At 74.1% G+C, this 26,692-nt stretch carries 22 protein-coding genes and 1 pseudogene; 13 read left to right on the top strand and 10 right to left on the bottom strand.

Annotated features, from left to right (window positions below):
• Window positions 1-246: hypothetical protein (locus tag RZ84_RS40155; protein ID WP_206743098.1), on the bottom strand; the 246-nt coding region annotated here is incomplete at its 3' end.
• A 254-nt stretch (window positions 247-500) separates the two neighbouring features.
• On the opposite strand from RZ84_RS40155, the gene RZ84_RS29770 reads away from it, so the two are divergent.
• Window positions 501-1,262 carry a Sir2 family NAD-dependent protein deacetylase gene (locus tag RZ84_RS29770; protein ID WP_043267350.1) on the top strand — a complete coding sequence of 254 codons (762 nt, stop codon included), beginning with the start codon at window positions 501-503 and terminating at the stop codon, window positions 1,260-1,262.
• A 76-nt stretch (window positions 1,263-1,338) separates the two neighbouring features.
• Here the strand turns inward: RZ84_RS29770 and RZ84_RS29765 are convergent, their stop codons facing one another.
• Window positions 1,339-2,151 (bottom strand): maleylpyruvate isomerase family mycothiol-dependent enzyme, encoded by an 813-nt coding sequence (locus RZ84_RS29765; RefSeq protein ID WP_043267348.1) that lies wholly within the window; start codon window positions 2,149-2,151, stop codon window positions 1,339-1,341.
• 183 nt (window positions 2,152-2,334) lie between these two features.
• Here RZ84_RS29765 and RZ84_RS29760 point away from each other — a divergent pair, with 183 nt between their 5' ends.
• Complete coding sequence (locus RZ84_RS29760; protein ID WP_043267347.1) at window positions 2,335-3,399, top strand: lipoate--protein ligase family protein; 1,065 nt, start codon at window positions 2,335-2,337, stop codon at window positions 3,397-3,399.
• A 64-nt stretch (window positions 3,400-3,463) separates the two neighbouring features.
• Here the strand turns inward: RZ84_RS29760 and RZ84_RS29755 are convergent, their stop codons facing one another.
• Window positions 3,464-4,465, bottom strand: coding sequence for a TIGR03842 family LLM class F420-dependent oxidoreductase (locus RZ84_RS29755; RefSeq protein WP_043267344.1), 1,002 nt, complete (start codon window positions 4,463-4,465; stop codon window positions 3,464-3,466).
• A gap of 52 nt (window positions 4,466-4,517) precedes the next feature.
• On the bottom strand, window positions 4,518-5,924 hold the full coding sequence (gene hydA / locus RZ84_RS29750) for a dihydropyrimidinase (protein ID WP_043267341.1): 1,407 nt from the start codon (window positions 5,922-5,924) through the stop codon (window positions 4,518-4,520).
• Between the two features lie 326 nt (window positions 5,925-6,250).
• On the opposite strand from hydA, the gene RZ84_RS29745 reads away from it, so the two are divergent.
• Entirely contained in the window at window positions 6,251-7,132 is an 882-nt protein-coding gene (locus RZ84_RS29745; protein ID WP_043267339.1) for a TroA family protein, read from the top strand.
• Window positions 7,133-7,303: 171 nt separating this feature from the next.
• Here the strand turns inward: RZ84_RS29745 and RZ84_RS29740 are convergent, their stop codons facing one another.
• The 3 genes from RZ84_RS29740 to RZ84_RS29730 form a co-directional block, all read right to left on the bottom strand.
• Window positions 7,304-8,572 carry an aspartate aminotransferase family protein gene (locus RZ84_RS29740; protein WP_052230584.1) on the bottom strand — a complete coding sequence of 423 codons (1,269 nt, stop codon included), beginning with the start codon at window positions 8,570-8,572 and terminating at the stop codon, window positions 7,304-7,306.
• Window positions 8,573-8,622: 50 nt separating this feature from the next.
• Window positions 8,623-9,465 carry a nitrilase-related carbon-nitrogen hydrolase gene (locus RZ84_RS29735; RefSeq protein WP_043267334.1) on the bottom strand — a complete coding sequence of 281 codons (843 nt, stop codon included), beginning with the start codon at window positions 9,463-9,465 and terminating at the stop codon, window positions 8,623-8,625.
• A gap of 123 nt (window positions 9,466-9,588) precedes the next feature.
• Window positions 9,589-11,064, bottom strand: a complete 1,476-nt coding sequence (locus RZ84_RS29730; protein ID WP_043267332.1) for a hypothetical protein — start codon at window positions 11,062-11,064, stop codon at window positions 9,589-9,591.
• Between the two features lie 318 nt (window positions 11,065-11,382).
• Here RZ84_RS29730 and RZ84_RS29725 point away from each other — a divergent pair, with 318 nt between their 5' ends.
• The 3 genes from RZ84_RS29725 to RZ84_RS29715 are packed head-to-tail and all read left to right on the top strand — an operon-like array spanning window position 11,383 to window position 13,870.
• Entirely contained in the window at window positions 11,383-11,814 is a 432-nt protein-coding gene (locus RZ84_RS29725; RefSeq protein WP_043267329.1) for a MarR family winged helix-turn-helix transcriptional regulator, read from the top strand.
• The gene (locus RZ84_RS29720) at window positions 11,811-13,283 is read left to right on the top strand and encodes an MFS transporter (RefSeq protein ID WP_043267326.1); all 1,473 of its coding nucleotides are present in this window, start codon (window positions 11,811-11,813) and stop codon (window positions 13,281-13,283) included. Before RZ84_RS29725 ends, RZ84_RS29720 begins: the two co-directional genes overlap by 4 nt.
• Before the next feature lie 35 nt (window positions 13,284-13,318).
• Window positions 13,319-13,870 (top strand): isochorismatase family protein, encoded by a 552-nt coding sequence (locus RZ84_RS29715; protein WP_043267324.1) that lies wholly within the window; start codon window positions 13,319-13,321, stop codon window positions 13,868-13,870.
• Here RZ84_RS29715 and RZ84_RS29710 read toward each other — a convergent pair.
• Window positions 13,854-15,335: an amidase gene (locus tag RZ84_RS29710; RefSeq protein ID WP_043267322.1), complete on the bottom strand. Its 1,482-nt coding sequence runs from the start codon at window positions 15,333-15,335 to the stop codon at window positions 13,854-13,856. The two genes, RZ84_RS29715 and RZ84_RS29710, sit on opposite strands and share 17 nt — an antisense overlap.
• 433 nt (window positions 15,336-15,768) lie before the next feature.
• On the opposite strand from RZ84_RS29710, the gene RZ84_RS29705 reads away from it, so the two are divergent.
• Together RZ84_RS29705 and RZ84_RS29700 are read left to right on the top strand one after the other, a co-directional pair.
• Window positions 15,769-16,515: a hypothetical protein gene (locus RZ84_RS29705; RefSeq protein WP_043267318.1), complete on the top strand. Its 747-nt coding sequence runs from the start codon at window positions 15,769-15,771 to the stop codon at window positions 16,513-16,515.
• Between the two features lie 51 nt (window positions 16,516-16,566).
• Entirely contained in the window at window positions 16,567-17,667 is a 1,101-nt protein-coding gene (locus tag RZ84_RS29700; RefSeq protein WP_043267316.1) for a calcium:cation antiporter, read from the top strand.
• Here the strand turns inward: RZ84_RS29700 and RZ84_RS29695 are convergent.
• Window positions 17,657-19,609: an APC family permease gene (locus tag RZ84_RS29695; protein WP_043267315.1), complete on the bottom strand. Its 1,953-nt coding sequence runs from the start codon at window positions 19,607-19,609 to the stop codon at window positions 17,657-17,659. The two genes, RZ84_RS29700 and RZ84_RS29695, sit on opposite strands and share 11 nt — an antisense overlap.
• Before the next feature lie 177 nt (window positions 19,610-19,786).
• Here RZ84_RS29695 and RZ84_RS29690 point away from each other — a divergent pair, with 177 nt between their 5' ends.
• From RZ84_RS29690 to RZ84_RS29670, 5 genes are all read left to right on the top strand, one after another.
• Complete coding sequence (locus RZ84_RS29690; protein WP_078894785.1) at window positions 19,787-20,602, top strand: polysaccharide deacetylase family protein; 816 nt, start codon at window positions 19,787-19,789, stop codon at window positions 20,600-20,602.
• A gap of 263 nt (window positions 20,603-20,865) precedes the next feature.
• On the top strand, window positions 20,866-23,187 hold the full coding sequence (locus RZ84_RS29685; RefSeq protein ID WP_052230242.1) for an MMPL family transporter: 2,322 nt from the start codon (window positions 20,866-20,868) through the stop codon (window positions 23,185-23,187).
• A gap of 70 nt (window positions 23,188-23,257) precedes the next feature.
• Entirely contained in the window at window positions 23,258-24,178 is a 921-nt protein-coding gene (gene ligD / locus RZ84_RS29680) for a non-homologous end-joining DNA ligase (RefSeq protein WP_043271199.1), read from the top strand.
• 169 nt (window positions 24,179-24,347) lie between these two features.
• Entirely contained in the window at window positions 24,348-25,373 is a 1,026-nt protein-coding gene (locus RZ84_RS29675; RefSeq protein ID WP_043267311.1) for a glutathione S-transferase family protein, read from the top strand.
• A 98-nt stretch (window positions 25,374-25,471) separates the two neighbouring features.
• A complete protein-coding gene (locus tag RZ84_RS29670) occupies window positions 25,472-26,341 on the top strand; it encodes an AraC family transcriptional regulator (protein ID WP_043267309.1) in 870 nt (289 codons plus the stop codon).
• Window positions 26,342-26,456: 115 nt separating this feature from the next.
• Here RZ84_RS29670 and RZ84_RS41885 read toward each other — a convergent pair.
• A pseudogene (locus RZ84_RS41885) lies at window positions 26,457-26,692 on the bottom strand (PLP-dependent aminotransferase family protein); the annotation flags it as partial.

The raw sequence follows: 26,692 nt of genomic DNA, 5'->3' as shown, positions 1-26,692 counted from the left end.
GGCCCCCCGCCGGTACGGGCTCGCGCTCGCGGCGGACGGGCCGGGCCGTCCGGCGCTGCGCTGCGAGACGGCGGACGGGCGGCGGCCGGGGATGGCGCTCACCGAGGACGCCCGGCCGCCGGTGCGGCCCCTGCACCGCGCGGACGAGAGCCCGGCGACCACCCTTGCCACCGGGCACGTCCGCGGGCGTACGAGGAGCGCGTCGCCGGGCCGGCGCGGCGGCGGTACGGCGGCGATCGTTCGCACCCCTGAAGAGCGCCGCGGCGGGCCGGCGGCTGGACGCGGAGCCGCGGGAGCCGTTGCCCGGCTCCGGTCCCACCCGCGGCCGGTCGCTGCCCAGGAGTGCCGCCGCCCAGGAGTGCCGCCGCCCGGGACGCTCCCCAGCCACCGCTGGGAGGCACCCCGGCCCCGAGGCACGCGCCGGGCCGGCACCCGATGTCACCCGCTGACGCCCTCGAAACCGGGTCGCCGTGCCCCGCCTCCTTCCGTACGCTCGCGCCATGGGCAGCACGGAGGAGCCGGCTGCGGCCGGCCGGGCGCAGCACCGTCCGCTCGTCGCGATCCTGAGCGGCGCCGGGATCTCCACCGACTCCGGGATCCCCGACTACCGCGGTCCGAACGGGCTGTGGCGGCGCGACCCGGATGCCGAGAAGCTGGTCACCTACGACGTGTACATGGCCGATCCGGAGATCCGGCGCCGCTCGTGGCGGATGCGGCGGGAGAGCCCGGCCCTCCGGGCCCGGCCCAATGCCGCGCACGAGGCGGTGGCCGCGCTGGCGCGGTCCGGGACGCCGGTGCGGGTGATCACCCAGAACGTGGACGGGCTGCACCAGCTCGCCGGACTGCCCGGGCGCAAGGTCCTGGAGCTGCACGGCACCGCGCGCACCGTCATCTGCACCCGCTGCCGTGCCCGTTCGCCGATGGCGCGGGCGCTGGAGCGGGTGGCGGCGGGCGATCCCGATCCGGCGTGCCTGGAGTGCGGCGGGATCCTGAAGTCGGCGACGGTGATGTTCGGTGAGCGGCTGGATCCGCAGGTGCTCGGTACGGCGCTGGGCGTGGCGAAGGCGGCCGAGGTCTTCGTGGCGGTCGGTACGACGCTCCAGGTGCAGCCGGCCGCCTCGCTCGCCGGGGTGGCCGCGGAGCACGGCGCGCGGCTGATCATCGTCAACGCCGAGCCGACGCCGTACGACGGGCTGGCCGCCGAGGTGATCCGCGAGCCGATCGGGACCGCGCTGCCCCGGGTGCTGGCGCGGTTCGGCTGAGGGCCGGCGGCCGGACGGAGGCAGACGCGGACCGGGGCCGGCGCGGACGGGTTCGCCGGCCCCTGCGCGGTGCGGATCAGAAGGCCGTGTGGGCGAACCAGTGGTCGAGCACCACCGGGTCGCCGGAGACGTCGAAGGCGGACTCCTGGTACGTGCGCCGCCCGTAGAGCAGCAGCAGGAGGTCCGCCGCTCGCCCCTGGACGGCCGCCTGCGGTTCGGGCGGCGCGGCGTCGGCTCCCGCCGGAGGCAGCAGGCGGAAGCCGTCCGGCTCCAGCCGCACCCGCCACTCCTCGCCGGTGCCGCCGGCCGGGTCCGCGCACCGGAAGGCGAGGATCTCGCCGGTGCCGTGCAGCTTCGCCACGCCCGGGGCGAAGAGGCCCGCGTAGGGCAGGTTGACGAGGAACTCGTCCACCCCGTCCGCCGCCAGAACCGCGTCGATGTCCGGCTCCCGGCCGACGGCGAGCTCCGCGTCCACCCGGTGCACCAGGGTCTCGCACAGCATCCGGCGGGCCCAGAACCGTGCGTGCCGGTCCGCGCCCCAGGCCCACATCGCCGCCTCGGGATCCGTGTCCCGCAGGACGCCGGCCACGCTCTCGACGCCCGCGGCGACCCAGCCGGCATACTCCCCGGCGCGTTCCGGCAGTCCCAGGTCCACGTCGCGGCTGCGCGGCGGCTCCTGCACCAACTGGGTCAGCAGCGAGCCGAACCAGCGCTGGAGCGCTCCCACGTGGCGGGCGAGTTCGGCCAGCGTCCAGTCGGGGCAGGAGGGCACGGCGGTCGCCGGGTCGACGCCACCGACCAGCTCGGCGAAGCGCAGGGTCTCCCGCTCGATCGCCTGCCGGTAGGTGTCGTACGGCAAGGGGTGTCCCGGCCGGCTCGTGGTCTCCATAAGCTGCCGCCTTTCCGTCCGCAGCGCGGGTCGTCTCCCGGTCAGTGTGGCGGCTGGAGTCCACTCGAAGGCAAGTCCGGCCGGCGCGGCCGTTACGGTGGTGCCGAAGATCCTGGTTTGCCAGACTCCGGCACCGGCCCGGGGCAGTCCGGGTCACGGTGCCGACGAAGCGGAGAGTGTGCGGTGCACGGCGAGTACAAGGTCCCCGGCGGCAAGCTGGTGGTCGTCGACCTGGACGTCGAGGACACGCGGCTGCGCAACGTCCGCGTCGCCGGGGACTTCTTCCTGGAGCCCGACGAGGCGCTGCTGGAGATCAACTCCGCGCTGGAGGGCGCACCGGCCGACACCGACACCGCGGGGCTCACCGCCCGCATCGACGCCGCGCTCCCCGAGTCGGCGGTGCTGTTCGGGTTCACCACCGAGAGCGTCGCCGTCGCGGTGCGCCGCGCCCTCGCCCGGGCCACCGACTGGGGCGACTACGACTGGCAGCTCATCCACGAAACGCCCCAGCCCCCGGCCCTGCACATGGCACTCGACGAGGTCATCACCGCGGAGGTGGCGGCCGGCCGCCGGCCGCCCACGCTCCGCGTGTGGGAGTGGGACTCCCCCGCCGTGATCATCGGCAGCTTCCAGTCGCTGCGCAACGAGGTCGACGCCGCGGGCGCGGCCCGGCACGGCGTCACCGTGGTCCGCCGGATTTCCGGCGGCGGGGCCATGTTCGCGGAGCCGCGGAGCACCATCACCTACTCCCTGTCCGTCCCCGAGGCGCTGGTCTCCGGGCTCTCCTTCGCGGACTCCTACGCCTATCTCGACGACTGGGTGCTGGCCGCGCTCGGCGACCTGGGGATCAAGGCGTGGTACCAGCCGCTCAACGACATCGCCACCGAGCTGGGGAAGGTGGCCGGCGCCGCGCAGAAGCGGATGGTCGGACCCGAGGGCGGGCCCGGTGCGGTGCTGCACCACGTGACCATGTCCTACGACATCGACACGGACAAGATGGTCGACGTGCTGCGGATCGGCAAGGAGAAGCTCTCCGACAAGGGCACGAAGAGCGCGAAGAAGCGCGTCGACCCGCTGCGCCGGCAGACCGGACTCCCCCGCGAGGCGGTCATCGAGAAGATGATCGACTCCTTCCGGTCGCGCTACGGCCTCACCCAAGGGACCGTCACCGCCGAGGAGATGGCCCGCGCCCACGAGCTCGTCCGCACCAAGTTCGCGAACGAGGAGTGGACCACGCGCATCCCGTGACCCGCCCCGGCCGGGGACGGTACGTGCGGCACGGGGCGGCAACTCGCCCCGCACCGGCGCCCGTTCAGTCGGCGAACGCGGGAATGACCTCCGCTCCGTAGGCGTCGATGGTGGCCTCCCTGGCGTCGTGCATGGCGTAGAGCGCGAACTGGTCGACGCCCAGCGCCTGGAGGGCGCGCAGCTTGTCGCGGTGGGCGGCGACGGGGCCCAGCAGGCAGAAGCGGTCGACGATGGCGTCGGGGACGAAGGCGGTGTCGGGGTTGCCGGCCCGGCCGTGGTGGGCGTAGTCGTAGCCCTCGCGGGCCTTGATGTAGTCGGTGAGTTCGTCGGGGACCTGGCCGGAGTGCTCGCCGTAGCGGGCGACGAGGTCGGCGACGTGGTTGCCGACCATGCCGCCGAACCAGCGGCACTGCTCGCGGGCGTGGCCGAGGTCGTCGCCGACGTAGGCGGGTGCGGCGACGCAGATGGTGACGTCGGACGGGTCGCGGCCGGCGTCCGCCGCGGCCTGCCGGACCGCCTTGACCATCCACTCGGTGAGGAACGGATCGGCGAGCTGGAGGATGAAACCGTCCGCCAACCGCCCGGTCATCTCCAGGGCCTTGGGACCGTAGGCGGCCATCCACACCGGCAGCTTGCCGCCCCTGATCCAGGGGATCCTGATCCGGTGCCCGCCGATGTCCGCCTCCCGGCCCTCGGCCAGGTCGCGGATCTGGCCGATCGCCTCCCCCAGCCGGGCCAGGGTGTTCGGTGGCCGGCCGGCCACCCGCATCGCCGAGTCGCCGCGGCCGATGCCGCAGACGGTGCGGTTGCCGTACATGTCGTTGAGGGTGGCGAAGGTGGAGGCGGTGACCTCGGGAGTGCGGGTGGAGGGGTTGGTGACCATCGGGCCGACGACGAGCCGCTCGGTGTGTTCCAGGATGCGGCTGTGGATGACGAAGGGTTCCTGCCACAGCACGGCGGAGTCGAAGGTCCAGCCGTAGCGGAAGCCGTTGCGCTCGGCACGGCGCATCAGCTCGACGACGGCGGAGGCGGGCGGATCGGGCTGGAGGACGACTCCGAAGTCCACGGGTGCTCCTTACGCGGTGGGGTACAGGTGGTGCCGGGTGCGGGCGGGCGGCTCAGAGGAGGTACTGACAGGTGCCGCGCGGGATGTACTGGCCGTGCCCGGCGCGGCCGGTGAACTGCCGGTTGTCGATGACGAGTTCACCGCGCGACAGGACGGTCTCGACGCGGCCGGTGAGCCGCCGGCCCTCGTACGCCGAGTAGTCGACGTTCATGTGGTGGGTCTTGGCGGAGACGGTCTGCTCGGCGGTGGGGTCGTAGAGGACGAGGTCGGCGTCGGCGCCGGGGGCGATGGTGCCCTTCTTCGGGTAGAGGCCGAACATCCGGGCCGGGGTGGCGCAGGCGATCTCGATCCAGCGGCGGCGGCTGATGTGCCCGTCCACGACCGCCTGGTGGAGCAGGTCCATCCGGTTCTCCACGCCGGGCATCCCGTTGGGGATCTTGGAGAAGTCGCCGCGGCCGAGCTCCTTCTGGCCGCGGAAGCAGAACGGGCAGTGGTCGGTGGAGACCACCTGGAGGTCGTTGGTGCGCAGTCCGCGCCAGAGCGCCGCCTGGTGCTCCCGGGGCCGCAGCGGAGTGGAGCAGACGTACTTGGCGCCCTCGAAGTCCGGCTCGGCGAGGTTGTCGGTGGACAGGAACAGGTACTGCGGGCAGGTCTCGCCGAAGACGTTGAGGCCCATCCGGCGCGCCCGGGCGATCTCGTCGACGGCCTGCTCGGCGGAGACATGGACGACGTAGAGGGGTGCGCCGGCGACCCGGGCGAGCTGGATGGTGCGGTGGGTGGCCTCGGCTTCGAGGAGGACGTGGCGGACCTCGCCGTGGTAGCGCGGGTCGGTCCTGCCGGCGGCGAGCGCCTGCTCGACCAGGACGTCGATGGCCAGTCCGTTCTCCGCGTGCATCATCACCAACCCGCCGTTGCCGGCGGCCCGTTGCATGGCGCGCAGGATCTGCCCGTCGTCGCTGTAGAAGACACCGGGGTAGGCGGTGAACAGCTTGAAGGAGGTGACGCCCTCGGACACCAGGAGGTCCATCTCCTTGAGGGTGTGCTCGTTGACGTCGGAGAGGATCATGTGGAAGGCGTAGTCGACGGCGCACTGGGCGTCGGACTTGGCGTGCCACTGGTCGAGGCCCGCGCGCAGGGAGTTGCCGCGGGACTGGACGGCGAAGTCGACGATGGTGGTGGTGCCACCCCAGGCGGCGGCGCGGGTGCCGGTCTCGAAGGTGTCCGAGGCCGCGGTGCCGCCGAAGGGGAGTTCCATGTGGGTGTGGGCGTCGACGCCGCCCGGGATGACGTACTTGCCGGTGGCGTCGAGGGTGCGGTCCGCCGACTCCGTCCAGCCGGCGGCGGTCCGGCCGCCGGATGCGGCGAGGGCGGCGATCCGGCCGTCCTCGACGAGGACGTCGGCGTGCATCTCGTCGGCGGCGGTGATGACCAGTCCGCCCTTGATGACCGTACGGCTCACCTGTCCCATCTCCCTACCTGACGCGACGTCACCAGCTGGTCTACACCCGTAGATTCCGGTCGAGAAGGAGACACCGTAGAAGCATGTCACCCACTGTGGCAATACCGTGACGGTTGATGAGCCGGGGGCGGCCGTGTTGCACCGACGATCAGCCGGGCGGTTCAACCCGGATCCGGGAGTGCCGCGGCAGGGGTGCGGGCACGGCCCCGTGGGCAGTAAGAAGACTTCGGACCCACAACTTCGAAAGTTATTGCCGAATCACACCTTCACAATCAGCACCGAGAGCGTCAGAAAGCGCACAAACGACGTAAGAAAGGCGATGTGCCATGGAGCAGAGCACACCGTGGGAGTTCTCCGACGACCGCGGGCGCCTGGTGGTGGCCGGAAACCGGCCGGAACGGATCGTGGCGTACATACAGGCGGGCGCGACGCTGTGGGACCACGGCATCCGCCCGGTGGGGATCTTCGGGTCCCAGCACGACGGGGCGGCACCCGACCCGGCCAAGGGCGGTGAGCTGCCGCTCGTGGAGATCCCGTACCTGGGGGCGGGGGCCGCACTGCATCCGGACACGTTCCTGGCGGCCCGGCCGGACCTCGTGGTGGCGGTGACCTACGACGGCGAGCAGGTCTACGGGCTGGAGGCGAAGACCGCGGTGGAGCTGGAGACGCACGTCCCTGTGGCCACCGTCGCGGTGGGCCCCGGGCGCGGCCTCGCCGAGGTGCGGGAGCGCTTCGCGGCGCTCGCCGGGTCCCTGGGGCACGGCGAACCGCTCACGATGGCACGGGAGTTGGATCAGGCCGAGGACGTGCTGCGGCAGGCGAGCGGCGGCCCGGTGCGACCGCGGGTGGTGGCGGTGTCGCCCGCCGGGCCGGAGCGGGTGCACCTGGCCCGGCCGGGCGCCTGGCCGGATCTGCGGGCGCTGGCCGAGCACGGGGTGGAGCTGCCGGAGCCGGCGGCCGGCTCCGGCGCGAACTGGTCGACGGTCGGCTGGGCGGAGGCCGCCGCGCTGGCCCCGGACGTCGTCCTGATCGACGTACGGGCCAACGCCGCCCGCGTCGAGGCGCTGCGGACCGACGAGCACTGGCGGGCGATCGAGGGCCGGGCCCGGCTGCTGCCGTGGAATCCGGAGGCCCCGGCGAGCCGGCGCGCACACTCCCGGTTCTTCACCGACGTGGCCGAGGCGGTCCGCGGGGCCGCCCGGAAGTAGGGCGGGAGCACCACCGCCACCGCTCCGACGGCGGCACGGGCCAGGCCACCGGCCGGCTCAACGGTCCGGCGGTGGGCCGGAGTTACCAGGCCGTGGCACCCGGCCGCCGACCGGCCGCGGGGCCGCCCCGGGTCGCGTTCCGGGGCGGCCCGCCGGGCACGCACGGGCGGGCTACCCGTCGCGCAACCGCTCCTGCGCCCATCGCAGCGCGTCCGCGAGCAGCTCCGCGCCCTCCTCGGCCTCGGCGACGGTCAGCGTCATCGGCGGCGCGATGCGCAGCGCGCCGCCGCCCAGGCCGCCCTTGCCCACCAGCAGACCGTGCTCCCGGGCCGCCTCCAGGACCAGCGCCGCCGCCTCGGGCGAGGGCTCGTCGGTCCCGGGGCGGACCAGCTCGACCCCGATCATCAGGCCCCGCCCCCGCACCTCGCGGACCACGTCGAGCCCGGCGGCCACCGCCCGCAGCCGCTCGATGAGCAGCCCGCCGACCCGCCGGGCGTTGCCCTGGAGGTCGTGCTCCAGGAGGTAGCCGAGGTTGGCCAGGCCCGCGGCCATGGTGACCGGGCTGCCGCCGAACGTCGAAATGGAGTTGGCGGACAGGGAGTTCATCACCTCGGCGCGGGCCACCACGCCGCCGACGGACATCCCGTTGCCGATGCCCTTGGCGAAGGTGAGCAGGTCCGGCGGGCCGTTCTCGCCGTGCGCCTGCCAGCCCCAGAAGTGGTCGCCGGTGCGGCCCCAGCCGGTCTGCACCTCGTCGCTGATCCACAGGATCCCCTCGCGGGCCAGCACCTCGCGGAACGCCGCGTAGAGCCCGTCCGGCGGTGCGGTGAACCCGCCGACGCCCTGGACCGGTTCGGCGATCAGCGCGGCCACCCCGCCCGCGGTCTGCTGGAGCAGGTCCTCCAGGTCGGCGACGCAGGCGGCGATGTAGTCGGCGTCGGTCAGCTCCGCGTACGGGCCGCGGGAGCGCACCCCGCCGTGCACGTAGAGGGTCTGGAGCGGGGAGAGGCTGGTCGGCGACCAGCTCCGGTTGCCGGTGATGCCGACGGAGGAGAACGACCGGCCGTGGTAGCTGTTGCGCATCGCCAGGATCTGGTTGGAGCCGCGGTACGCGGTCGCCAGCAGCAGCGCGGTGTCGGTGGCCTCCGTACCGGAGGTGGTGAAGAAGACCCGGGCGTCGGGGATGCCGGAGAGCGCGGCGATCCGCTCCGCCAACTCGACCATGGGCCGGGAGAGATAGAGGGTCGAGGTGTGCAGGATCCGGCCGGCCTGCTCGCCGACCGCCTTGGTCACCTCGGGCAGCGCGTGCGCCGTCATGGTGGTGAGGATGCCGCCGAAGAAGTCGAGGTAGCGGTTGCCCTCGGCGTCCCAGACGTGCCGGCCCTCCCCGTGGGTGAGTTCGAGGGGCCGCTCGTAGTAGAGGCCGAGCCACTCGGGCATGACGGCCCGGTGGCGGGCGCGCAGCGCGTCGGGGTCGTGGGAGTGCTGGTTCACGGCTTCACCAGCCCGTCGTAGGCGTCGGGGCGGCGGTCGCGGTAGAACGCCCACTGCTGGCGCACCTCGTCGATCAGCCCGAAGTCCAGGTCGCGGACGACCAGTTCCTCCTTGGTGTCGCTGGCGACCTCGCCGACGAACTGCCCGCGGGGGTTGACGAAGTAACTGGTGCCGTAGAAGTCGTTGTCGCCGTACTCCTCGACGCCGACGCGGTTGATCGCCGCGATGAAGTACTCGTTGGCGACCGCGGCGGCCGGCTGCTCCAGCTTCCAGAGGTACCCGGACAGGCCCCGGGAGGTGGCCGACGGGTTGTATACTAGCTGGGCTCCGTTGAGCCCCAACTGCCGCCAGCCCTCCGGGAAGTGGCGGTCGTAGCAGATGTAGACGCCGACCTTGCCGACGGCGGTGTCGAAGACCGGCCAGCCGGCGTTGCCCGGCTTGAAGTAGTACTTCTCCCAGAAGCCCTTCACCTGCGGAATGTGGTGCTTGCGGTAGCTGCCGAGGACCGTGCCGTCGGCGTCGATGACGGCCGCGGTGTTGTAGTAGAAACCGGACTGCTCGACCTCGAAGACCGGCACCACGATCACCATGCCGGTCTCACGGGCCAGCTGCTGCATCCGGCGGACGGTCGGGCCGTCGGGCACCGGTTCGGCCCAGCGGTAGTGCTCCGGCTCCTGGACCTGGCAGAAGTACGGGGCGTTGAAGACCTCTTGGAAGCCGATCACCTTCGCGCCCTGCGCGGCCGCCGCTCTGGCGTACTCCTCATGCTTCGCGATCATCGATTCGGTGTCGCCGGTCCAGGTCGCCTGGACCAGTGCGGCACGCACAACATCGGCCATGAGCTGCTCCTTTGTCGGTGCGTCAGCCTGCGGGCACGCGGATCTACGCGTGTGGAGGCGACCGTAAGCCCCGTCACGCACCGTGGCAAGACCATCTCTCAATGCGGCGCGTCCGCCGGGCGGTCAGCGCGGCGCCGGGTGGCCGGCGGCGCGCAGGGCGTGCGCGACATCGCTCAGCCGGGAGGGGGAGACGGTCCGCGCGGCCTCCAGGAGCAGCGGCCCGAGGGCGGCCGGGTCGGCGGCGGCCAGCGCCGCCGCGTCGTCCGGCGTACGGGCCCGGACCAGCGCGGCCAGCAGTTCGCCGGCCTGCTCCGGACGCCGCCGGTCGAGCAGCGCCAGCGCGGTCCGGGCCACCTCGGCGACCGGGCGGGCCACGCTCTGCCGGAGCAGCGCGGCGGCGTCGCCGGTGCGGCCCGCGGCGACCAGCTCCGCGGTGGCCGCGGCCAGCCCGTCGGGCGGCAGGCAGGCCACCTCCCAGAGCAGGGTGGGGATGTCGGAGGCCAGCCCGGCGCTCTCCAACTCATCGAGGAGTAACGGGAGTTCGTTCGCGGGACGGGCCGCTGCGGTGCAGATCTCGACGTACGCGGGGCCGTCCTCGCCGGGCGGCCGGTGGTGGGCCAGGCGGTAGGCGGTACGGGCGGCGCAGCGGCGCGCCTCGGGATCGGCCGCACCGCCCGGCCAGGCGTCGCCGGGCCCGTCATCCGGGGCGTCGTCCGCCCCTCCGTCCGGGGCGGCGTACGCCCCGGCGAAGCGGGCGCCGCGCGGGGCCGGACCGGCCGCGGCGGGCACCACCGCGGGCCCGACCGGCGACGTACCGTCACCGGCGGGCGCGGCCTCCTCCACCACCTCCAGCCCGGCGAAACGCGCCCCCCGCGGCCGGCCGGCGGCCCTGGCCTTACGGGCCGGGAGCTTGGCCGTACGGGCGGGGAACCTGGCCGTACGGGCGGGGGCGGCGTCCTCAGGAGCGGGGGAGGCGGCCTCTCCGGCGCGGGTTTCGCCCTCCCTGGCGGGAGTACCGTCCCCGCGCGCCTGGGCGTCGTCCGTGGCGGCGGGTGGGTCGCCCTCGGGGGTCGCGGCCCCGACCCCCTGCCCGGCTCCCTCCAACGCCGCCAGCCGCGCCCGCAGTTCGCGCACCCGGGCGCCCGCCCGGAGGTGGTCGTCCTGGGCCCAGGCCAGCTCGCGGGAGAGCCGCTCGCCCTCCGCGGGGTCCTGGGCGAACCGTGCGGCGGTACGGAGTTCACGGGCGCGTGCCGCCGCCTGCCGCTGTTCGCGGACCATCACCGCCAGCCGGTCACGGAGCGCGGGCCGGCCGCCCGGCTGGGCGTCGTGGCCGGCGACCGCGCGGGCGTACAGCTGCCGGGCACGCGGGCCCATGGTGCGCACCGCCGCGTCCCCGTGCTGCGTGGCGAGGTCGTACAGCAGGGACTCCACCACGTCCCAGTGCGGCACCTCCCGCCCGTCCAGGCAGGCCCGCAGGCCGTCCGGATCGCGCTGCGTGAAGACCCCGTACCAGCCGGCGGCCGGATCGAGCAGCCGCCCGAGCTCGGTCAGGAATCGGGCGAACTCCTCGGAGGGGCTCCGGAGTTGCGTAACCGTCATGCGTGCCTCTCCCCCTGCGGGCCGGACTTCTCCGGCCTGCCCGCATTCGACACCCGGCATGTTTCCAGGGCGATGACGACCGTGCTACGGGAGTTTTTCGGAATCCGCACAGAACGGAGAACGGCCGGAACGCGCGGCGGCGGGGCGGGCGGGCACCGCACTGCGGCGTACGGCGCCGGGGGCCGGGCACGACCACGTGCGGCTGCCGACGACGGCCGACGACCGACGACCCCGGCCGACGACCGCCTACGGAAAATACCCGGCAAAACTCGACAGGGAAACTTGCAAGTTTCCCTGTCGAGATTCTAGGGTGGGAGCATGCCGAACAAGGACCAGGAACGTCTGGCGACCGACCTCGGCGCGACGGTGTCGCTGCTGATGCGCCAGCTGCGCGCCGCCTCGCCGCAGGGCGCCCTCACGCCCACCCAGCGCGCGGTCATCGCCCTCGTCGACCGCCAGGGGTCGTCCACGATCGCCGCGCTGGCCCGCGCCGAACTGGTGCGCCCGCAGTCGATGCGGATGACCGTCGGAGCGCTGGAGGACAGCGGGATCCTCGCCCGCAGCCCGCATCCCACGGACGGGCGCCAGGTCGTCTTCTCCCTCACCGACCACGGCCGCCGGGTGCTGGCCGACGTACGGCAGGCCAAGAACAACTGGCTGGCCGTGGCCATCGCCGACCGGCTGACCGCCGACGAGCAGCAGACCCTGGAGGCGGCGACCGCCCTCATACGGCGGCTGGTCCGGGAATGAGCGCCCCCGAAGCCTCCGAAGCCCCTGGAGCCCCCGGCCGGAGCGGCCGGGTCGCCGCCCGCCGGACCACCGCCCCCTCCCCCGACCCGGGCTTCGGCGCCCGGCTGATGACCCCGCTGCTGCTGGGGTCCCTCCTCAACCCCATCAACTCGACGATGATCGCCACCACGCTGGTGGCCATCGGCCAGGACTTCCACGTCGGGGCCGCCGACACCGCCTGGCTGATCTCCGCGATGTACCTCGCCAGCGCGGTCGGCCAGCCGTCGCTGGGGCGGCTCGCCGACCGCATCGGGCCGCGCCGGGTGTTCGCCGCCGGTGCGGTGGCGGTGGTCGCCGCCGGCCTCATCGGGGCGCTGGCGACCACCTTCACGCTGCTGATCGTCTCCCGCGTCGCCCTCGGCATCGGCACCGCCGCCGCCTATCCGGCCGCGATGGCGATGCTGCGCGCCGAGTCGCGCCGGGTGGGGCGGCCCGCGCCCCGGTCCGTCTTCGGCCGGATCTCGCTCGCGGCGTTGGCCAGCGCCGCCGTCGGCCCCACCCTCGGCGGGCTGCTGGCCGCGACCTGGGGCTGGCGGGCGGTGTTCGCCGTCAACATCCCGCTGGCGCTGCTGGCGCTGGCCGGTGCGCTCGCCTGGCTGCCGCCCGACCGGGAGACCCGGCGCACGGCCCGGGACGCGGACGGCACCGGCCCGGACGGCGGCTCCCTCGACCCGCTCGGTATCGCGCTCTTCGCCGCCGCCCTGACCTGCGCGATGTTCTTCCTGCTGCGGCTGGACGCGCCGCGCTGGCCGCTGCTCGCGCCGACCGCCGCGCTGACCGCCGTCCTGGTGTGGTGGCAGCTGCGCCACCCCGCGCCGTTCCTCGATCTGCGGATGCTGGCCCGCAACCGTGCGCTGGTGCTCACCTACCTCCGGCACGGGCTGGCGTATCTCGTCATCTACTGCGTGCTGTACGGCTACAGCCAGTGGCTGGAGCAGGCGCACGGCCTCGCGTCGTTCCACGCCGGGCTGATCATGCTGCCGATGTCCGGCGCCGCCGCGGTCTGCTCGCTCGCCGGCGCCCGTACGAAGGGGATCCGCGCCCCGCTGACCGTCGCCGCGGGCTTCCTCGCCGTCGGCAGCGCGGTCCTCCTGCTGCTGGACGGCGGCAGCCCGGTGGCCGTACTGCTCGTCGCCGGCGCGCTGTTCGGCATCCCGCAGGGCCTGGCCTCCACCGGCAATCAGGCCGCCGTCTACGCCCAGGCCCCGGCCGACGGCGTGGGCGCCGCCGCCGGACTCCAGCGCACCGCCCAGTACCTCGGCGCGATCTCCGCCTCCAGCCTCATCGGGCTGCTGTACGGGCAGCGCGCCACGGACTCCGGGCTGCACGCCATCGCCCTGGCCGGTGCCGTCCTGGCCGTGCTGCTGCTGGTCCTCACCCTGGCCGACCGCTCGCTGCGCACCGCCCCGACCCGCACGACCGACACCTGACTCCTCGTCAACCCACCACCCCCACAGGAGAATTCATGCCCGCGACCACTCTCGACCCGCGGACCGCACTGGTCCTGATCGACCTTCAGAAGGGCATCGTCGCGCTGCCCACCGTCCACCCCGCCGCCGAGATCGTCGCGCGCGGCGCCCGACTGGCGGCGGCGTTCCGCGAGCGCGGGCTGCCGGTCGTGCTGGTGAACGTCACCGGCGGCGCGCCGGGGCGTACGGAGTCCCCGGCCGGCGGCCACACCCCGCCGGCCGACTGGGCCGAACTGGTCGACGAGGTCGACCGGCAGCCGGGCGACATCACCGTCACCAAGCAGCAGTGGGGCGCCTTCCACGGCACCGCCCTGGACCTGGAGCTGCGCCGCCGCGGGGTGACCCAGATCGTGTTCGCCGGCATCGCCACCAGCATCGGCGTGGAGTCCAGCGCCCGTGCCGCGCACGAGCACGGCTACCACGTCACCGTCGCCACCGACGCGGTGACCGATCTGGACGAGGCGGCGCACCGCAACAGCCTGGAGAAGATCTTCCCGCGGCTGGGCGAGACCGGCAGCACGGACGCGATCCTCAAGCTCCTGGGCTGAGTTGGTCGCCGGGCCGCCGGTCCTGCCACCGCAGCGCGTCCTGGAGCTGGGCGGCCAGCGAGATCAGCCGCGGCTCGGTATGGGCCGGGCCGAGGAGCTGGCCGCCCAGCGGGAGCCCGTCCGCGCTGAAGCCGGCCGGCACGCTGACCCCCGGCCAGCCGAGCACGTTCCAGGGCCAGGCGTACGGGCAGGCCGCGATCATCGCCCGGTCGGTGCGCCAGCCGCCGAGCTCGGCGAGCGCGCCGACGCGCGGCGGCGGGGTGGCGGTGGTCGGCGTCAGCAGCACGTCGTAGGGGCCGAACAGGGCGCCGATGCGCCGCTGTTGGCGGCTCTCGGCGGCGCGCGCCCGGCGCAGTACGGGCCCGCCGAGCAGCCGGCCCAGCCGCGCCGCCTCCCGGGTCCGGCGGTCCAGCAGCCGGGGGTCGGGGACCCGGGCCGCCCACTCGCCGACGCCGGCCGTGGCGCGCGGCACGAAGGCCAGGCCGACGAGCCCGTAGTCCGGTTCGGCCTCCTCGACGAAGTGGCCGAGCCCGGCCAGCGTACGGGCCAGTGAGGTCACCGCCGCCCGGACGTCGGGGTGCAGCGGTTTGCGGGTGAAGGTGGCGGCGGCCTTCCAGGAGAGCGCGATGCGCAGCCGCCCGGGGTCGCGGCGGGCCGCCTCGCGGGCCGCGATGGCCGGCGGCCGGTGCAGGTCGCCGGCGTGGTTGCCGCTGGCCACGTCCAGCAGCAGCGCCGCGTCCTCGACCGTACGGGCCAGCGGCCCGATGCCGGTGATGCCCTGGAACGCCTCGGCGTCCGGCCAGGTCGAGATCCGGCCGCGCTGCGGCTTGATGCCGACGAGGTGGGACCAGGCGGCGGGGATGCGGACCGAGCCGGCGCCGTCGGTGCCGAGGGCGGCCGGTACCAGTCCGGCGGCGACCGCGGCGGCCGAGCCGCCGGAGGAACCGCCGGGGGTGTGCGCGAGGTTCCAGGGGTTGCGGGTGTCGCCGAAGGCCGGTCCCTCGGTGAACGGCCACTGGCCCAGTTCGCAGGAGTTGGTCTTGCCGACGATGACCGCGCCGGCCGCGCGCAGCCGCCGGACGACCTCGGAGTCGCGCTCCTTGGGCGGGAACAGCCCGGCGCAGCCGAACGCGGTCGGCTCGCCCGCCACGTCCGTGTCGTCCTTGACCGCGACCGGCACCCCGAGCAGCGGCAGCCGCTCGCCGGCGGACAGTCCGCGGTCGGCCGCCGCGGCCTCGTCGAGCGCCGCCTCGGCCCGGACCCGCCGGAAGGCGTTGATGCTGTCCTGAGTGGCCGCGATCCGCTCCAGGCAGCGCCGGACGAGTGCGGTGGAGGTGACCCGTCCGTCGGCCAGCGCCTGCGCCTGTTCGGCGAGCCCTTCCCACTGCCCGTCCAGTTCCCCCGCCGTCCGGCGGATACCGCGTTCTGGGCGTCTCGGCCGTTCCTGGCTCTCGTCAACGCTCATGCTGCGTGCCCTCCCTGGGACCGCTCATTCGAACGCACGGTCCCAGGAGGCTAATCGGGCACCGCGGAGGCCGGCAACGACACGCGCGGCGCGGCACATCGACGACACACGGACGGCACACACGGGCCCGTCGTGTGCCGCCGGCGTTACGGGCGGCCGGCTCGCTGCCGCGCGCGGCGCGGGGCCGCCCGGCCAACTCCCGGCGCCTACGGGCCGGATCGGGCTGCGCCGGTGCGCGGCGGGCCGCGGGCGGCCGGCCACCGGGCGGGCGGCGGGGCGGTGCCCGGCGCGTCGGGACCGGCCGCCGCGCTTCCCTGCGGCGCCGGTCCCGCTCACGGCAACCCCCGGCGGACGGAGGGCATTTCGGGCAACGGGTGCCATCCCGCCCTCCTCCCTCGAACACACACCCGGGCAGCCGCTACGCTCGCCCGCCATGGACGACACCCTGCTGCTCCTGACCACGGCAGCCGTTGCCCTCCTCGTGGGGCTCGGTGCCGGCTGGGCCGTGCAATCGGCGCTGACCCGCCGGAAGCTGACCCGCGAACAGAGCTTCTTCGGGCTGCCGGCCGGTTCGGAGTGCGTCCTGGTCACGCACCGGGACAGCACCTCGGCCCACTGGAGCATCCCGCGGCACGACGCGCTGGCGCTGCTCGGCCTGGCCTCGGTGGTGGAGAACTGCGGTGCGCACCCCGAGCTGGCCCCGCACGACACCGGCCTCCAGGGCTTCGGCGCGCGTACCGAGTTCTGCGTCGGCGACCCGACCGCGCACCGCCGCCTCGCCGCCCACATGGCCAATCTGCTGCCCGGTGTCGCGGTGCACCCGGGCGACGGGTCCGGCGCCGGCCGCGGCACGTTCACCATCGGCGGTACCGCGTACCGGATGGAGCCGGGCGCGGTGGAGTACGTCCTGCTGGCCCGGCTGACGGCCGGGGAGGGCGACCGCCCGGTGTTCCTGGCGGCCGGGCAGCGCCCGGTCACCCACCGGGCCGCGGTCCGCCATCTGGTCCGCAACCGGGCCCGGCTGGCCCGCAAGCACGGCGCCGGCGGCCAGTTCTGCCTGCTGCTGAAGGTGATCAACTCGCAGGCGTACGGGCCCGATGTCGTCGAGCTGGTCGCCGATGTCACCAAGGCCGCGATCGCTCCGGCGGAGCTGAAGGGCCAGCACCGGGCGGCGGCCTGAGCCCGGTGCACCGACGGGCAGCCGCCGGGCTTCTCTGCGAAGCTCGGAGGCATGATCGCGCCTCTCCGTTCGGCCGTCCTGCACTGGACCGGTGTGCTGCCGGTCGCGGCAGTGGTGCTGCTGGCGCTGACCTGGGGGCGGTCGCTGCCGGTCGCGCTGGTGGTGCTGGTGTCGGTCTTCCTGGCCGGGGCGGTGCTGGCCGCGGTGCACCACGCGGAGGTGATCGCGCACCGGGTGGGCGAGCCGTTCGGGTCGCTGGTGCTGGCGGTCGCGGTGACCGTGATCGAGGTGGCGCTGATCGTCACGCTGATGGTGGACGGCGGCGACAAGAGCGCCGCGCTGGCCCGCGACACGGTCTTCGCGGCCGTGATGATCACCACCAACGGCATCGTCGGGCTGTCGCTGCTCATCGGCTCGCTCAAGCACAAGGTGGCGGTCTTCAACGCCGAGGGCACCGGCGCCGCGCTGGCCACGGTCGCGACGGTGGCCGGCCTCAGCCTGGTCCTGCCGACCTTCACCACCTCGACGCCGGGTCCGCGGTTCTCGCCTCCGCAGCTGGTCTTCGCGGCGCTCGCCGCGCTGGCGCTGTACGGCCTGTTCGTGGCCACGCAGACGGTCCGGCACCGGGACTACTTCCTGCCGGTGACCACCGCCGGCGAGGTCATCGACTCCGAGGACCACGCCGAACCGCCCACCGCCCGGGGCGCGCTGGTCAGCCTGGGGCTGCTGGCGCTGGCGCTGATCGCGGTGGTGGGGCTGGCCAAGGCGGTGTCCCCGGCGATCGAGTCGGCGGTGGCCGCCGCGGGGCTGCCGTCGTCGGTCGTCGGCATTGTGATCGCGCTGCTGGTGCTGCTGCCGGAGACCATCGCGGCGGTGCGGGCGGCCCGCCGCGACCGGGTGCAGACCAGCCTCAACCTCGGCCTCGGCTCGGCGATGGCGAGCATCGGCCTGACCATCCCGGCGGTCGCGCTGGCCAGTATCTGGCTGAAGGGTCCGCTGATCCTGGGCCTGGGCGCCAGCCATATGGTGCTGCTCGCGCTCACGGTGGTCGTCGGCGATCTGACCGTGGTCCCCGGGCGGGCCACCCCGCTCCAGGCGTGTGTCCATCTGGCGCTGCTGGCCGCGTACATCGTGCTGGCGGTCAGCCCGTGACCCGCTCGTCCCGGCGCGCTCGCGGGGCCCTGCTCGACGACAGCCGGTAGGGGACGTTGATCACCGTCACCCCGGGCGTGAACAGCAGGCGGGCCTTGAGCCGCAGCGCGCTCTGGTTGTGCAGCAGGTGCTCCCACCAGTGGCCCACGATGTATTCGGGGATGACGACGGTGAGCGCGCCGCCGGGATGGCGTGCGCCGACGTCCATGATGGAGGCGATCACCGGGCGGGTGAAGTCCCGGTAGGGCGAGCTGAGCACCTGGAGCGGTACGTCGATGTCATGGGCGTCCCACTGCTCGCGCAGCCCCTGCACGTCCCGGGGGTCGACCGCGACGGTCAGCGCGTACAGCGAGGTGGGCCGCAGCGCGCGGGCGTAGCCGAGGGCCTTGAGCGTCGGGGCGTGCAGTGCGGAGACCAGCACCACCACGTGGTTCCCGGCCGGCTCCCAGGGCCGCGCGTCGGGCGCGACCGCCAGTTCCCCGGCGATCCGCCGGTAGTGCTGGTGCACCCCGCGCATCGCCAGGAACAGCAGCGGCATGGCGATCGCGACGATCCAGGCGCCGTGGGTGAACTTGGTGATCAGCACGATGACCAGCACCACCCCGGTCAGCAGCGCGCCGACCGCGTTGATCGCCTGCGACCGCCGGTAGCGCAACCGCACCGGCCGCCCCAGTCCGGGCCCGGCGAGCAGGCCGCGCCAGTGCCGCACCATCCCGGTCTGGGACAGCGTGAACGAGACGAAGACGCCGATGATGTAGAGCTGGATCAGCCGGGTCAGCTCCGCCCGGAACAGCACGATCAGCCCGATGGCCGCCAGTGCCAGCAGGATCACGCCGTTGGAGAAGACCAGCCGGTCCCCGCGGTTGTGCAGCTGGCGCGGCAGATAGCTGTCCGCGGCGAGGATCGACGCCAGCATCGGGAATCCGTTGAAGGCGGTGTTCGCGGCCAGGATCAGCACCCCCGCGGTGAACGCCTGGAGCAGGTAGAAGAGGGTGTGCGCAGCGCCGAAGCTGGCCCGTCCGATCTGGGCGAGGGCGGTGGCGGTCGGGGTGTGCGGCGGCAGCCCCAACGCGGTGGGATCCGCCGCCACATGGACCTGGTACACCATCGCGAGAAAGGTGATGCCGGCGAACATGGTGATGGAGAAGAAGCCCATCACGAGCAGTGTGGTGGCGGCGTTCCGGCTCTTGGGCCGGCGGAACGCGGGCACCCCGTTGCTGATCGCCTCGACCCCGGTCAGCGCCGTGCACCCGGACGCGAACGCCCGCATCCCGAGCAGCACCAGCGCCGCCCCGGAGTAGCCGGACGCGGCGTGCAGCGGCAGATCCGCCGACTCCGCACGCGGGGTGGCGCCGGTGGCCATCCGCACCGCGGCGAACCCGAACATCAGGTACACGGAGCAGATGAATCCGTACGTCGGGACCGCGAAGATCCGCCCCGATTCGCGGACCCCGCGCAGGTTCATCAGTGCCAGCAGACTCACGAAGCCCACCGACAACGCCACGTCGTGCCCGCCCAGTTCGGGCACGGCCGAGGTGATCGCGGCGACTCCGGACACCACCGAAACGGCCACCGTCAGCACGTAGTCGACCAGCAGCGCACTGGCCGCGGTGAGCGCCGCGTTCCGGCCGAGATTCCGCGCACTGACGACATAGGCACCGCCGCCGCCCGGATACGCGTAGCAGGTCTGCCGGTACGACGCGACGACCACCGCCAGGACGACGACGATGGCCGCCGCCGCGTACCAGGCCAGGTGCAGCAGCGCGACCCCGCCGAGGCCCACGACCAGCAGCAGTTCCTCGGTGGCGTAGGCGACCGAGGACAGCGGGTCGCTGCAGAAGACCGGCGGCCCCAGCCGTTTCGGCAGCAGCGTCTCGCCGAGCCGCGCGCTGTCCAGCGGGCGGCCGACCATGATCCGCTTCGGCCTGATCAGGTGCCTCATAGCCGGACAAACTAAGGTCCGGCGGAGCGGGCGCTCCCCTCCCACTCCGGCGCGGTCCGGGAAACCCTCCGGCCCTGCGAGCCGAACGGGTACGGAACCGGCGGCGCACGGTGTCGCTCCGCCCGCCGGCCGCGGGCCCGTGAGAGCCCATGGGGGGTGACGTCCGATCACCCCGCCGTGACGCGGCGCCTGCTGCTGCGCACCGCCGTGGTGATCGGCACCCTCGCCACCGTCCGCGGGCTGCTCTCCCTGGGCGACGCCGCGCCCCCGCCGGGCTCCGGTCCGCAGACCCGCGGCCGGCCGCCGGCCGGCGCGCCGGGCTCCGCCCCGCCGGACGGGTACCGGCCGCGCCCCCTGGACGGCGAGACCTCCCGCTCCGGGCCCGGCGCCTCGCCGCCGCACGCCGATGTCGCCTGCACCGTCCCGGCCGGCGCCGGCCGGATCGCGCTCACCTTCGACGACGGCCCCGACCCCCGCCACACCCCGGAGATCCTGGAGGTGCTGCGCCGCCACGGCACCCCGGCCACCTTCTTCGTCGTCGGCCAAAGCGCCGTGGCGTTCCCCGATCTGCTGCGCTCCATCGCCGACGAGGGCCATGCCGTCGGCAACCACACCTGGACCCACCCGCAGCTGACCACCCTCCCGCCCGGCCGCGTCCGGGCCGAACTCGGCCGCACCGGCGCCCTGATCGAGGAGGTCCTGGGCACCGCCCCCCGGCTCGCCCGCGCCCCGTACGGCGACTGGGACCAGGCGTCCCTGGACATCTGCGACGACCTGGGCATGTCCGCCGTCGGCTGGTCGGTCGACTCCCGGGACTGGACCCGCCCGGGTCCCGAGAGCATCGCCGACACGGTCCTGGACGAGCTGCGGCCCGGCGCGATCGTGCTGTCCCACGACGGCGGCGGCAACCGCGTCGAGACCGCCCGGGCCCTGGACCGGTATCTGCCGCGGCTGCTGGACGGGGGCTTCCGGCCCGTGCGGATCACGCCCTGACGCCCGCCGGCCGGCCGCCCGGAGGTGAGACCGGCCGGCCGCCCTGAGGTGAGAGCCGTCACTCCGCGTACCGGATACCGCGGTAGTGGTTTATCGTTCAAGTGGCAGCGCGCCCCTCAGGCGGCAGCGCGCCCCCAGGACAGCCCCGGCCGGGTTCCCCCGTCCGGCCGGGGCTTCCCCCTCCCTCACCGCCGCGCCCGGGGAACCACCCGTCTCACCCGCTCCGCATGCCGCCCCGGCGAAAACCTGCCTTGAATGCAGGCATGTCGTTGCCGAACTCGCCGAGCGGGCCGGGCAGCCGGCGGCGCGAAGGAGCGCTGGGGCGCCTCGGGGAGTGGTGCGCCCGGCATGCCCTGGTGGTCCTGGCGCTGTGGCTGGTGGCGCTGGCCGGGGTGCAGATGCTCCAGCGGACGTTCGGCGGCGAGTACTCCGACCACTTCTCCCTGCCCGGTGTGCAGTCGACCCAGGGGCGGGACGTCCTCGCGCGGCACGATCCCAAGGGCGGGCCCTACATCAGCCAGGTGGTACTGCACGACGGTGCGAGACCGCTGACCGCGGTCGGCGGGCAGATCGACGGCGCGGTCCCCGGCCTGCGGCGGCTGCCGTACGTCCTGACGGCGCAGAGCCCGCTGCCGCCGCCCGGCTCCCCGCCGAAGCCGGCACAGGGGCCCCCGGTCACCAGGCCGCTGTCCGCCGACGGCCGGACCGGGTACATCGCGGTGCGCTTCCGGCTCCCGCCGGTCACCCTGGGGACGGACCTCGTCGGCGTGGACCGGGCCGTCGCACCACTGCGCGCCGCCGGGGTGCAGGTGGAGTACGGCGGGGCGCTGGGCCAGCTGGCCCGGCCGGCGACCGACGACCGGCTCAGCGAGGCGATCGGGTTCGCGGTGGCGATCCTGGTGCTGCTGGCCGGGTTCGGGAGCGTCCTGGCGGCCGGGGTGCCGCTGCTGGCCGCGCTGATCGCCGTGAGCTGCGGGCTGGGCTGCCTCGGGCTGCTGGCCGCCGCGTTCACCCTCGGCACCGTCTCCCCCACCCTGGCCACCATGATCGGTCTGGGCGTCGGGATCGACTACGCGCTGCTCCTGATCACCCGTCACCGGCAGCACCTCATGGACGGCGCCGACCCGGCGGTCGCCGCGGGGCGGACGGTGGCCACCGGCGGCCGGGCGGTCCTGGTGTCCGGCGTCACCGTCGTCGTCGCGCTGACCGGCCTGTCCGTCTCGGGCGTCGGCCTGATCGGGAAGCTCGGCATGGCCGCGGCGGTCACCGTGATCACCGCCGTCCTCTGCGCGCTCACCCTCGTCCCCGCACTGCTCGGACTGCTCGGCCGCGGGATCGACCGGTTCCGCGTCCGCCGGCCCATCGCGGAGTCGCGTCCCGCAACCGGCGGCGCGACACCGGTCGGCCGGGACCGGTACGCGCAGCGGGTGGCGCGCCGGCCCTGGTGGTACCTGGTGGGCGGTGTGGTCGTCGTCGCGGTGCTGTCGGTACCGGTCTTCTCGATGCGGCTGGGGCACATCGGCAACGGCGCCGGCCCGACGTCCGCCACCGACCGGCGGGCCTTCGATCTGATGTCGTCGGCGTTCGGGCCCGGCTCCACGGGGCCGCTGACGCTGGTCGTCGACCGGAGCGAGGTGCCGCAGGCGGACCGCCCGGCGCTGGCGGAGCAGGCTCAGCGGGTCCTCGGCGAGGTCCCCGGCGCCGCCGCGGTCACCCCCCTCCGGCCCACCCCGGACGGCGCGGTGCTGACCGCGACCGCGTACTCCGACCAGGCCCCGCAGCAGCCCGGCACCACCGCGCTGGTCGACCGCCTGGTGCACACCGTCCTCCCCAAGGCCGTGCGCGGCTACGACGCACACGGCTACGTCACCGGCACGACGGCGGGCCAGGTGGACTTCCTGGACGTGGTCGCCGGCCGGCTCCCGCTGATCATGGCCGTGGTCGTCGCCCTCGCCTTCCTGATCATCCTGATCGTCTTCCGCGGCGTGCTGGTCGCGGTGAAGGCCGCGGTGCTCAACATCCTGTCGATCGCCGCCTCTTACGGCGTGGTGGTGGCCGTCTTCCAGTGGGGCTGGGGCGGTCCGGCACTGGGTGTCTCGGGCACCGTGCCGATCGAGAGCTACGTCCCGATGATGATGTTCGCCATCGTCTTCGGGCTGAGCATGGACTACGAGATCTTCCTGCTGTCCCGAGTCCACGAGACCTGGCTGCGGACGGCGGATTCCCGGGCGAGCGTCGCGCACGCCCTGGAGATCACCGCCCGGGTGATCACCTGTGCCGCGCTGATCATGGTCGGCGTCTTCGCCGCGTTCCTCCTCAGCGACAGCATCGTGGTGAAGATGCTCGGCCTGGGCCTGGCCGTGAGCGTGCTGATCGACGCGACGGTGGTACGGCTGCTGCTGATGCCCGCGGTGCTGACGCTGCTGGGGCCGCGGGCCTGGTGGACGCCCCGGTGGCTGGACCGGGTGCTGCCGCACGTGGCCGCCGAGGGGCAGGTGCCGCGGCACCCGTCGCCCTGCGCGGACCGCCGCGGCCCCCGATCATCGAACTATGACCCCGACCGCCGGCCGCGGCTCCCCCGATGAGCCCGACCACCGCGACACCCCCGAGAGCGCAGCCGCGTCCCCGTATGCCGGGTACCCGGTGATCCAGCCGATGCTGGCCACGCTCGGGCCGCTGCCCGCCGAGCACGAGCAGCCGGACTGGGCGTTCGAGGCGAAGTGGGACGGGGCGCGGTGCATCGTGAACACCCCGGGCGACGGGACGGTGCGGCTGATCACCCGGGCCGGCAACGACGCGACCGGGACGTACCCGGAGCTGGGCCCGCTCGGCGAGCAGCTGCGCGGGCGGCCCGCGGTGCTCGACGGCGAGGTGGTGGTACTGGACGCCGACGGCCGGCCCGACTTCGGACTGCTGCAACGCCGGATGGGCGTGGTCAACCCGCGCCGTACGGCCCGGCTGGCGATGGAGTTGCCCGTTCAGCTCGTCCTCTTCGACCTGATGTACCTGGGCGGCTCGCTGGTGGACTTCCCGTACCACGAGCGCCGGGCGGTGCTGTCCGGGCTGCGGCTCGGCGGCCCCAACTGGTCGGTGCCGGCCTACGTGGAGGGCCGCGGCGAGCAGGCGTGGGAGGCGGCGCTGCGCGGCGGCCACGAGGGCGTCATGGCGAAGCGGCTGACCTCCCGCTACCTCCCCGGGGTGCGCTCCCCCGACTGGCGCAAGACCAAGCACCTGGAGACGCTGGACATCGTCATCGGCGGCTGGACCGAGGGCCGCGGGGTGCTCGCCGGGCTCCCCGGGTCGGTGGCGGCCGGCGTACCGGAGCCGGCGGGGCTGCGGTACGTCGGCTCCGTCGGGTCGGGCATGTCCGACCGGGAGCGGCGGGAGCTCGCGCGGTACCTGGGGGTGATTCCGCTCGACCGCTCGCCGTTCCACAACCCGGTGGATCTGCCGGGTGTCCACTGGGTGGAGCCCCGGCTGGTGGCCGAGATCAGCATCACCGGCTGGACCTCGGCGGGCCGGATCCGGCATCCGATCTGGTACCGGCTGCGGCCCGATCTGACGCGCCTGGGCTGACCGGCACCGGAGGGCGACCGGGGTCCGTCGTCCGCCGGGCGGCTGATGCGGCGGGAAGCCCGCGACGCCCCGGGAAGGATCTTCGGGACGCGCCCCGAAGCCGCCCAGGCCACGCTCCGAAGCCGCCCCGAAGCCGCCCCGATGCCGCCCGCGGACGAAAGAAGCCACCATGCCCGATCCCGGTCCCGCCGCCGGCAACTCCGCCCCGGATGCCCGGCCCTTCAAACGCTCCCGGAGCCACTTCGCCGACCGCATCACGGCCGACGGCCGCGACGGCTGGCCCGTGGAGGCCGGCCGCTACCATCTCGTGGTCAGCCGCGCCTGCCCCTGGGCGAGCCGTTCGGTGATCTCCCGGCGGCTGCTCGGCCTGGAGGACGCGCTGTCGCTCGCCATCGCCGACCCCCTCCAGGACGACCGCAGCTGGCGCTTCACCCTGGACCCGGGCGGCCGGGACCCGGTGCTCGGCATCCGCTTCCTCAGCGAGGCGTACGACGCCCGCGAGACCGGCTACCCGGGCGGGGTCAGCGTGCCGGCCGTCGTCGACATCCCCAGCGGGAAACTGGTCACCAACGACTACCGGCAGATCACCCTCGACCTCGCGACCGAGTGGCGGGCGCTGCACCGGCCCGGCGCGCCCGACCTCTACCCGGAGGCGCTGCGCGCGGAGATCGACGAGGTGATGGAGGAGATCTACCAGGACCTCAACAACGGGGTGTACCGGGCCGGTTTCGCCACCGGGCAGAGCGCGTACGACGAAGCCTGCGGCGATGTCTTCCGGCGGCTGGGCCTGCTCTCCGCGCGGCTGGCCGGCCGGCGCTACCTGGTCGGCGACACCCTCACCGAGGCCGATATCCGCCTGTTCACCACCCTGGTGCGGTTCGACGCCGTCTACCACGGCCACTTCAAGTGCAACCGCTTCAAACTGACCGAGGACCCGGTCCTGTGGCCGTACGCCAGGGACCTCTTCCAGACGCCCGGCTTCGGCGACACGGTCGACTTCCACCACATCAAGCAGCACTACTACCGGGTGCACACCGACATCGACCCGACCGGCATCGTCCCCCTCGGCCCCGACCTGGCGGGCTGGCTGGCCCCGCACCACCGCGCGGAGTTGGGCGGCCGGCCGTTCGGCGACGGCACCCCGCCGGGGCCGGTCCCGCCGGGCGAGGAGGTCCCGCCGTCGGGACGTCCCTGATCACCCGGCCGACCACCCGACCGGAGCGGGCACGGAATGTCGGGTCCGGCAGCATGGCCCTTCCCTAGCGTGAGGGATCGAAAGGGAAGGAGACCGAGGTGCTGGAGCGGCTGAACGAAGCCATGGAGCACATCGAGCGCCACCTCGACCAGCCCGTCGAGGCGACCGAACTGGCGCGGATCGCCATGACGTCGGAGTACCACTTCCGGCGGATGTTCTCCGCACTGGCCGGGATGCCGCTGTCGGAATACCTGCGGCGTCGGCGGCTGACCGTCGCGGGCGCCGAAGTGCTGGCCGGCGAACGCTCGTTGCTGGACATCGCGGTGCGGTACGGCTACGGCTCGGGCGAGGCGTTCGCCCGCGCGTTCCGGGCCATGCACGGCGTGGGTCCGGGCGAGGCCCGGCGGACCGGTGCGGCACTGCGCTCCCAGCCCCGGATGGCCTTCCGCCTCATCGTCGAAGGGAGCAGCACCATGCAGTACCGGATCGTGGAGAAGGACGCGTTCACAGTGGCCGGCAAGAAGGCCCGGGTCCCGCTGATCTACGAGGGGGTGAACCCGCATATCGCCGCGTTCGTCAAGGGCATCGGCCGGGAGACGCTGCGGCGGATCGAGGAGCTGTCCGACCAGGAGCCGGAGGGCATCGTCGCGGTCTGCGACAACGCGGATCCCAGCCGCGCCGAGGGCACCGAACTGGACTACTACCACGCGACGTTGACGGGCAACGCCGATGTCCCCGACGACCTGGACACGCTCGCCGTCCCGGCCGGGACCTGGGCGGTCTTCGAGAACACCGGCCCGTTCCCGCAGGCTCTCCAGAAGATGTGGGGGGACGTCTTCGCCCAGTGGTTCCCGTCGAACCCGTACCGCAGCCGGCCGGGCCCGGAGATCCTGCGCACCCGTACGGCGCCGGACGGGTCGGGGGCGACCGCCGCGCTGTGGATACCGGTGGAGCGCACCGCGGCGTGATCCGGCGGCCCGGGTGACCGGTGACGGAGGAGGGGTGTGCGGAGGCCGCCAGGCCCCCGCACACCCTTCAACAAGCCCTGGCACGGCAAGAGTTGACGGCACATCGGGCGTTCGGCTACTCCGCCCCACCGGCCTCCGGCGTGCCGCGGCCCAGTTCCGCGAGTACGTCCAGCGCCTCGGCCAGTACGTCGAGGGGTGGGGAGGCCAGCGCCAGCCGTACCGCGTTGGGTGCGTGTCCGGTGCCGATGGTGAACGCGCCCGACGGGCTGACCGCGATGCCGCGGCGGGCCGCGGCGGCGACGAAGGTGTCGGCGCGCCAGGGGTCCGGGAGTTCCCACCAGCAGTGGTAGG

Source organism: Streptomyces sp. CT34, from assembly GCF_000805335.1.
In the GTDB taxonomy this organism is placed as follows: domain Bacteria; phylum Actinomycetota; class Actinomycetes; order Streptomycetales; family Streptomycetaceae; genus Streptomyces.
This window is presented reverse-complemented; position numbering and strand designations above follow the sequence as displayed.

What these genes read in the sequence shown, in the direction of transcription:
- RZ84_RS29770 (WP_043267350.1), top strand. Translation starts at nt 501, where the DNA reads ATGGGCAGCACGGAGGAGCCGGCTGCGGCCGGCCGGGCGCAGCACCGT.
- RZ84_RS29765 (WP_043267348.1), bottom strand. Translation starts at nt 2,151, where the DNA reads ATGGAGACCACGAGCCGGCCGGGACACCCCTTGCCGTACGACACCTAC.
- RZ84_RS29745 (WP_043267339.1), top strand. Translation starts at nt 6,251, where the DNA reads ATGGAGCAGAGCACACCGTGGGAGTTCTCCGACGACCGCGGGCGCCTG.
- RZ84_RS29740 (WP_052230584.1), bottom strand. Translation starts at nt 8,572, where the DNA reads ATGCCCGAGTGGCTCGGCCTCTACTACGAGCGGCCCCTCGAACTCACC.
- RZ84_RS29735 (WP_043267334.1), bottom strand. Translation starts at nt 9,465, where the DNA reads ATGGCCGATGTTGTGCGTGCCGCACTGGTCCAGGCGACCTGGACCGGC.
- RZ84_RS29730 (WP_043267332.1), bottom strand. Translation starts at nt 11,064, where the DNA reads ATGACGGTTACGCAACTCCGGAGCCCCTCCGAGGAGTTCGCCCGATTC.
- RZ84_RS29725 (WP_043267329.1), top strand. Translation starts at nt 11,383, where the DNA reads ATGCCGAACAAGGACCAGGAACGTCTGGCGACCGACCTCGGCGCGACG.
- RZ84_RS29720 (WP_043267326.1), top strand. Translation starts at nt 11,811, where the DNA reads ATGAGCGCCCCCGAAGCCTCCGAAGCCCCTGGAGCCCCCGGCCGGAGC.
- RZ84_RS29715 (WP_043267324.1), top strand. Translation starts at nt 13,319, where the DNA reads ATGCCCGCGACCACTCTCGACCCGCGGACCGCACTGGTCCTGATCGAC.
- RZ84_RS29710 (WP_043267322.1), bottom strand. Translation starts at nt 15,335, where the DNA reads ATGAGCGTTGACGAGAGCCAGGAACGGCCGAGACGCCCAGAACGCGGT.
- RZ84_RS29705 (WP_043267318.1), top strand. Translation starts at nt 15,769, where the DNA reads ATGGACGACACCCTGCTGCTCCTGACCACGGCAGCCGTTGCCCTCCTC.
- RZ84_RS29700 (WP_043267316.1), top strand. Translation starts at nt 16,567, where the DNA reads ATGATCGCGCCTCTCCGTTCGGCCGTCCTGCACTGGACCGGTGTGCTG.
- RZ84_RS29695 (WP_043267315.1), bottom strand. Translation starts at nt 19,609, where the DNA reads ATGAGGCACCTGATCAGGCCGAAGCGGATCATGGTCGGCCGCCCGCTG.
- RZ84_RS29685 (WP_052230242.1), top strand. Translation starts at nt 20,866, where the DNA reads ATGTCGTTGCCGAACTCGCCGAGCGGGCCGGGCAGCCGGCGGCGCGAA.
- ligD (WP_043271199.1), top strand. Translation starts at nt 23,258, where the DNA reads ATGCTGGCCACGCTCGGGCCGCTGCCCGCCGAGCACGAGCAGCCGGAC.
- RZ84_RS29675 (WP_043267311.1), top strand. Translation starts at nt 24,348, where the DNA reads ATGCCCGATCCCGGTCCCGCCGCCGGCAACTCCGCCCCGGATGCCCGG.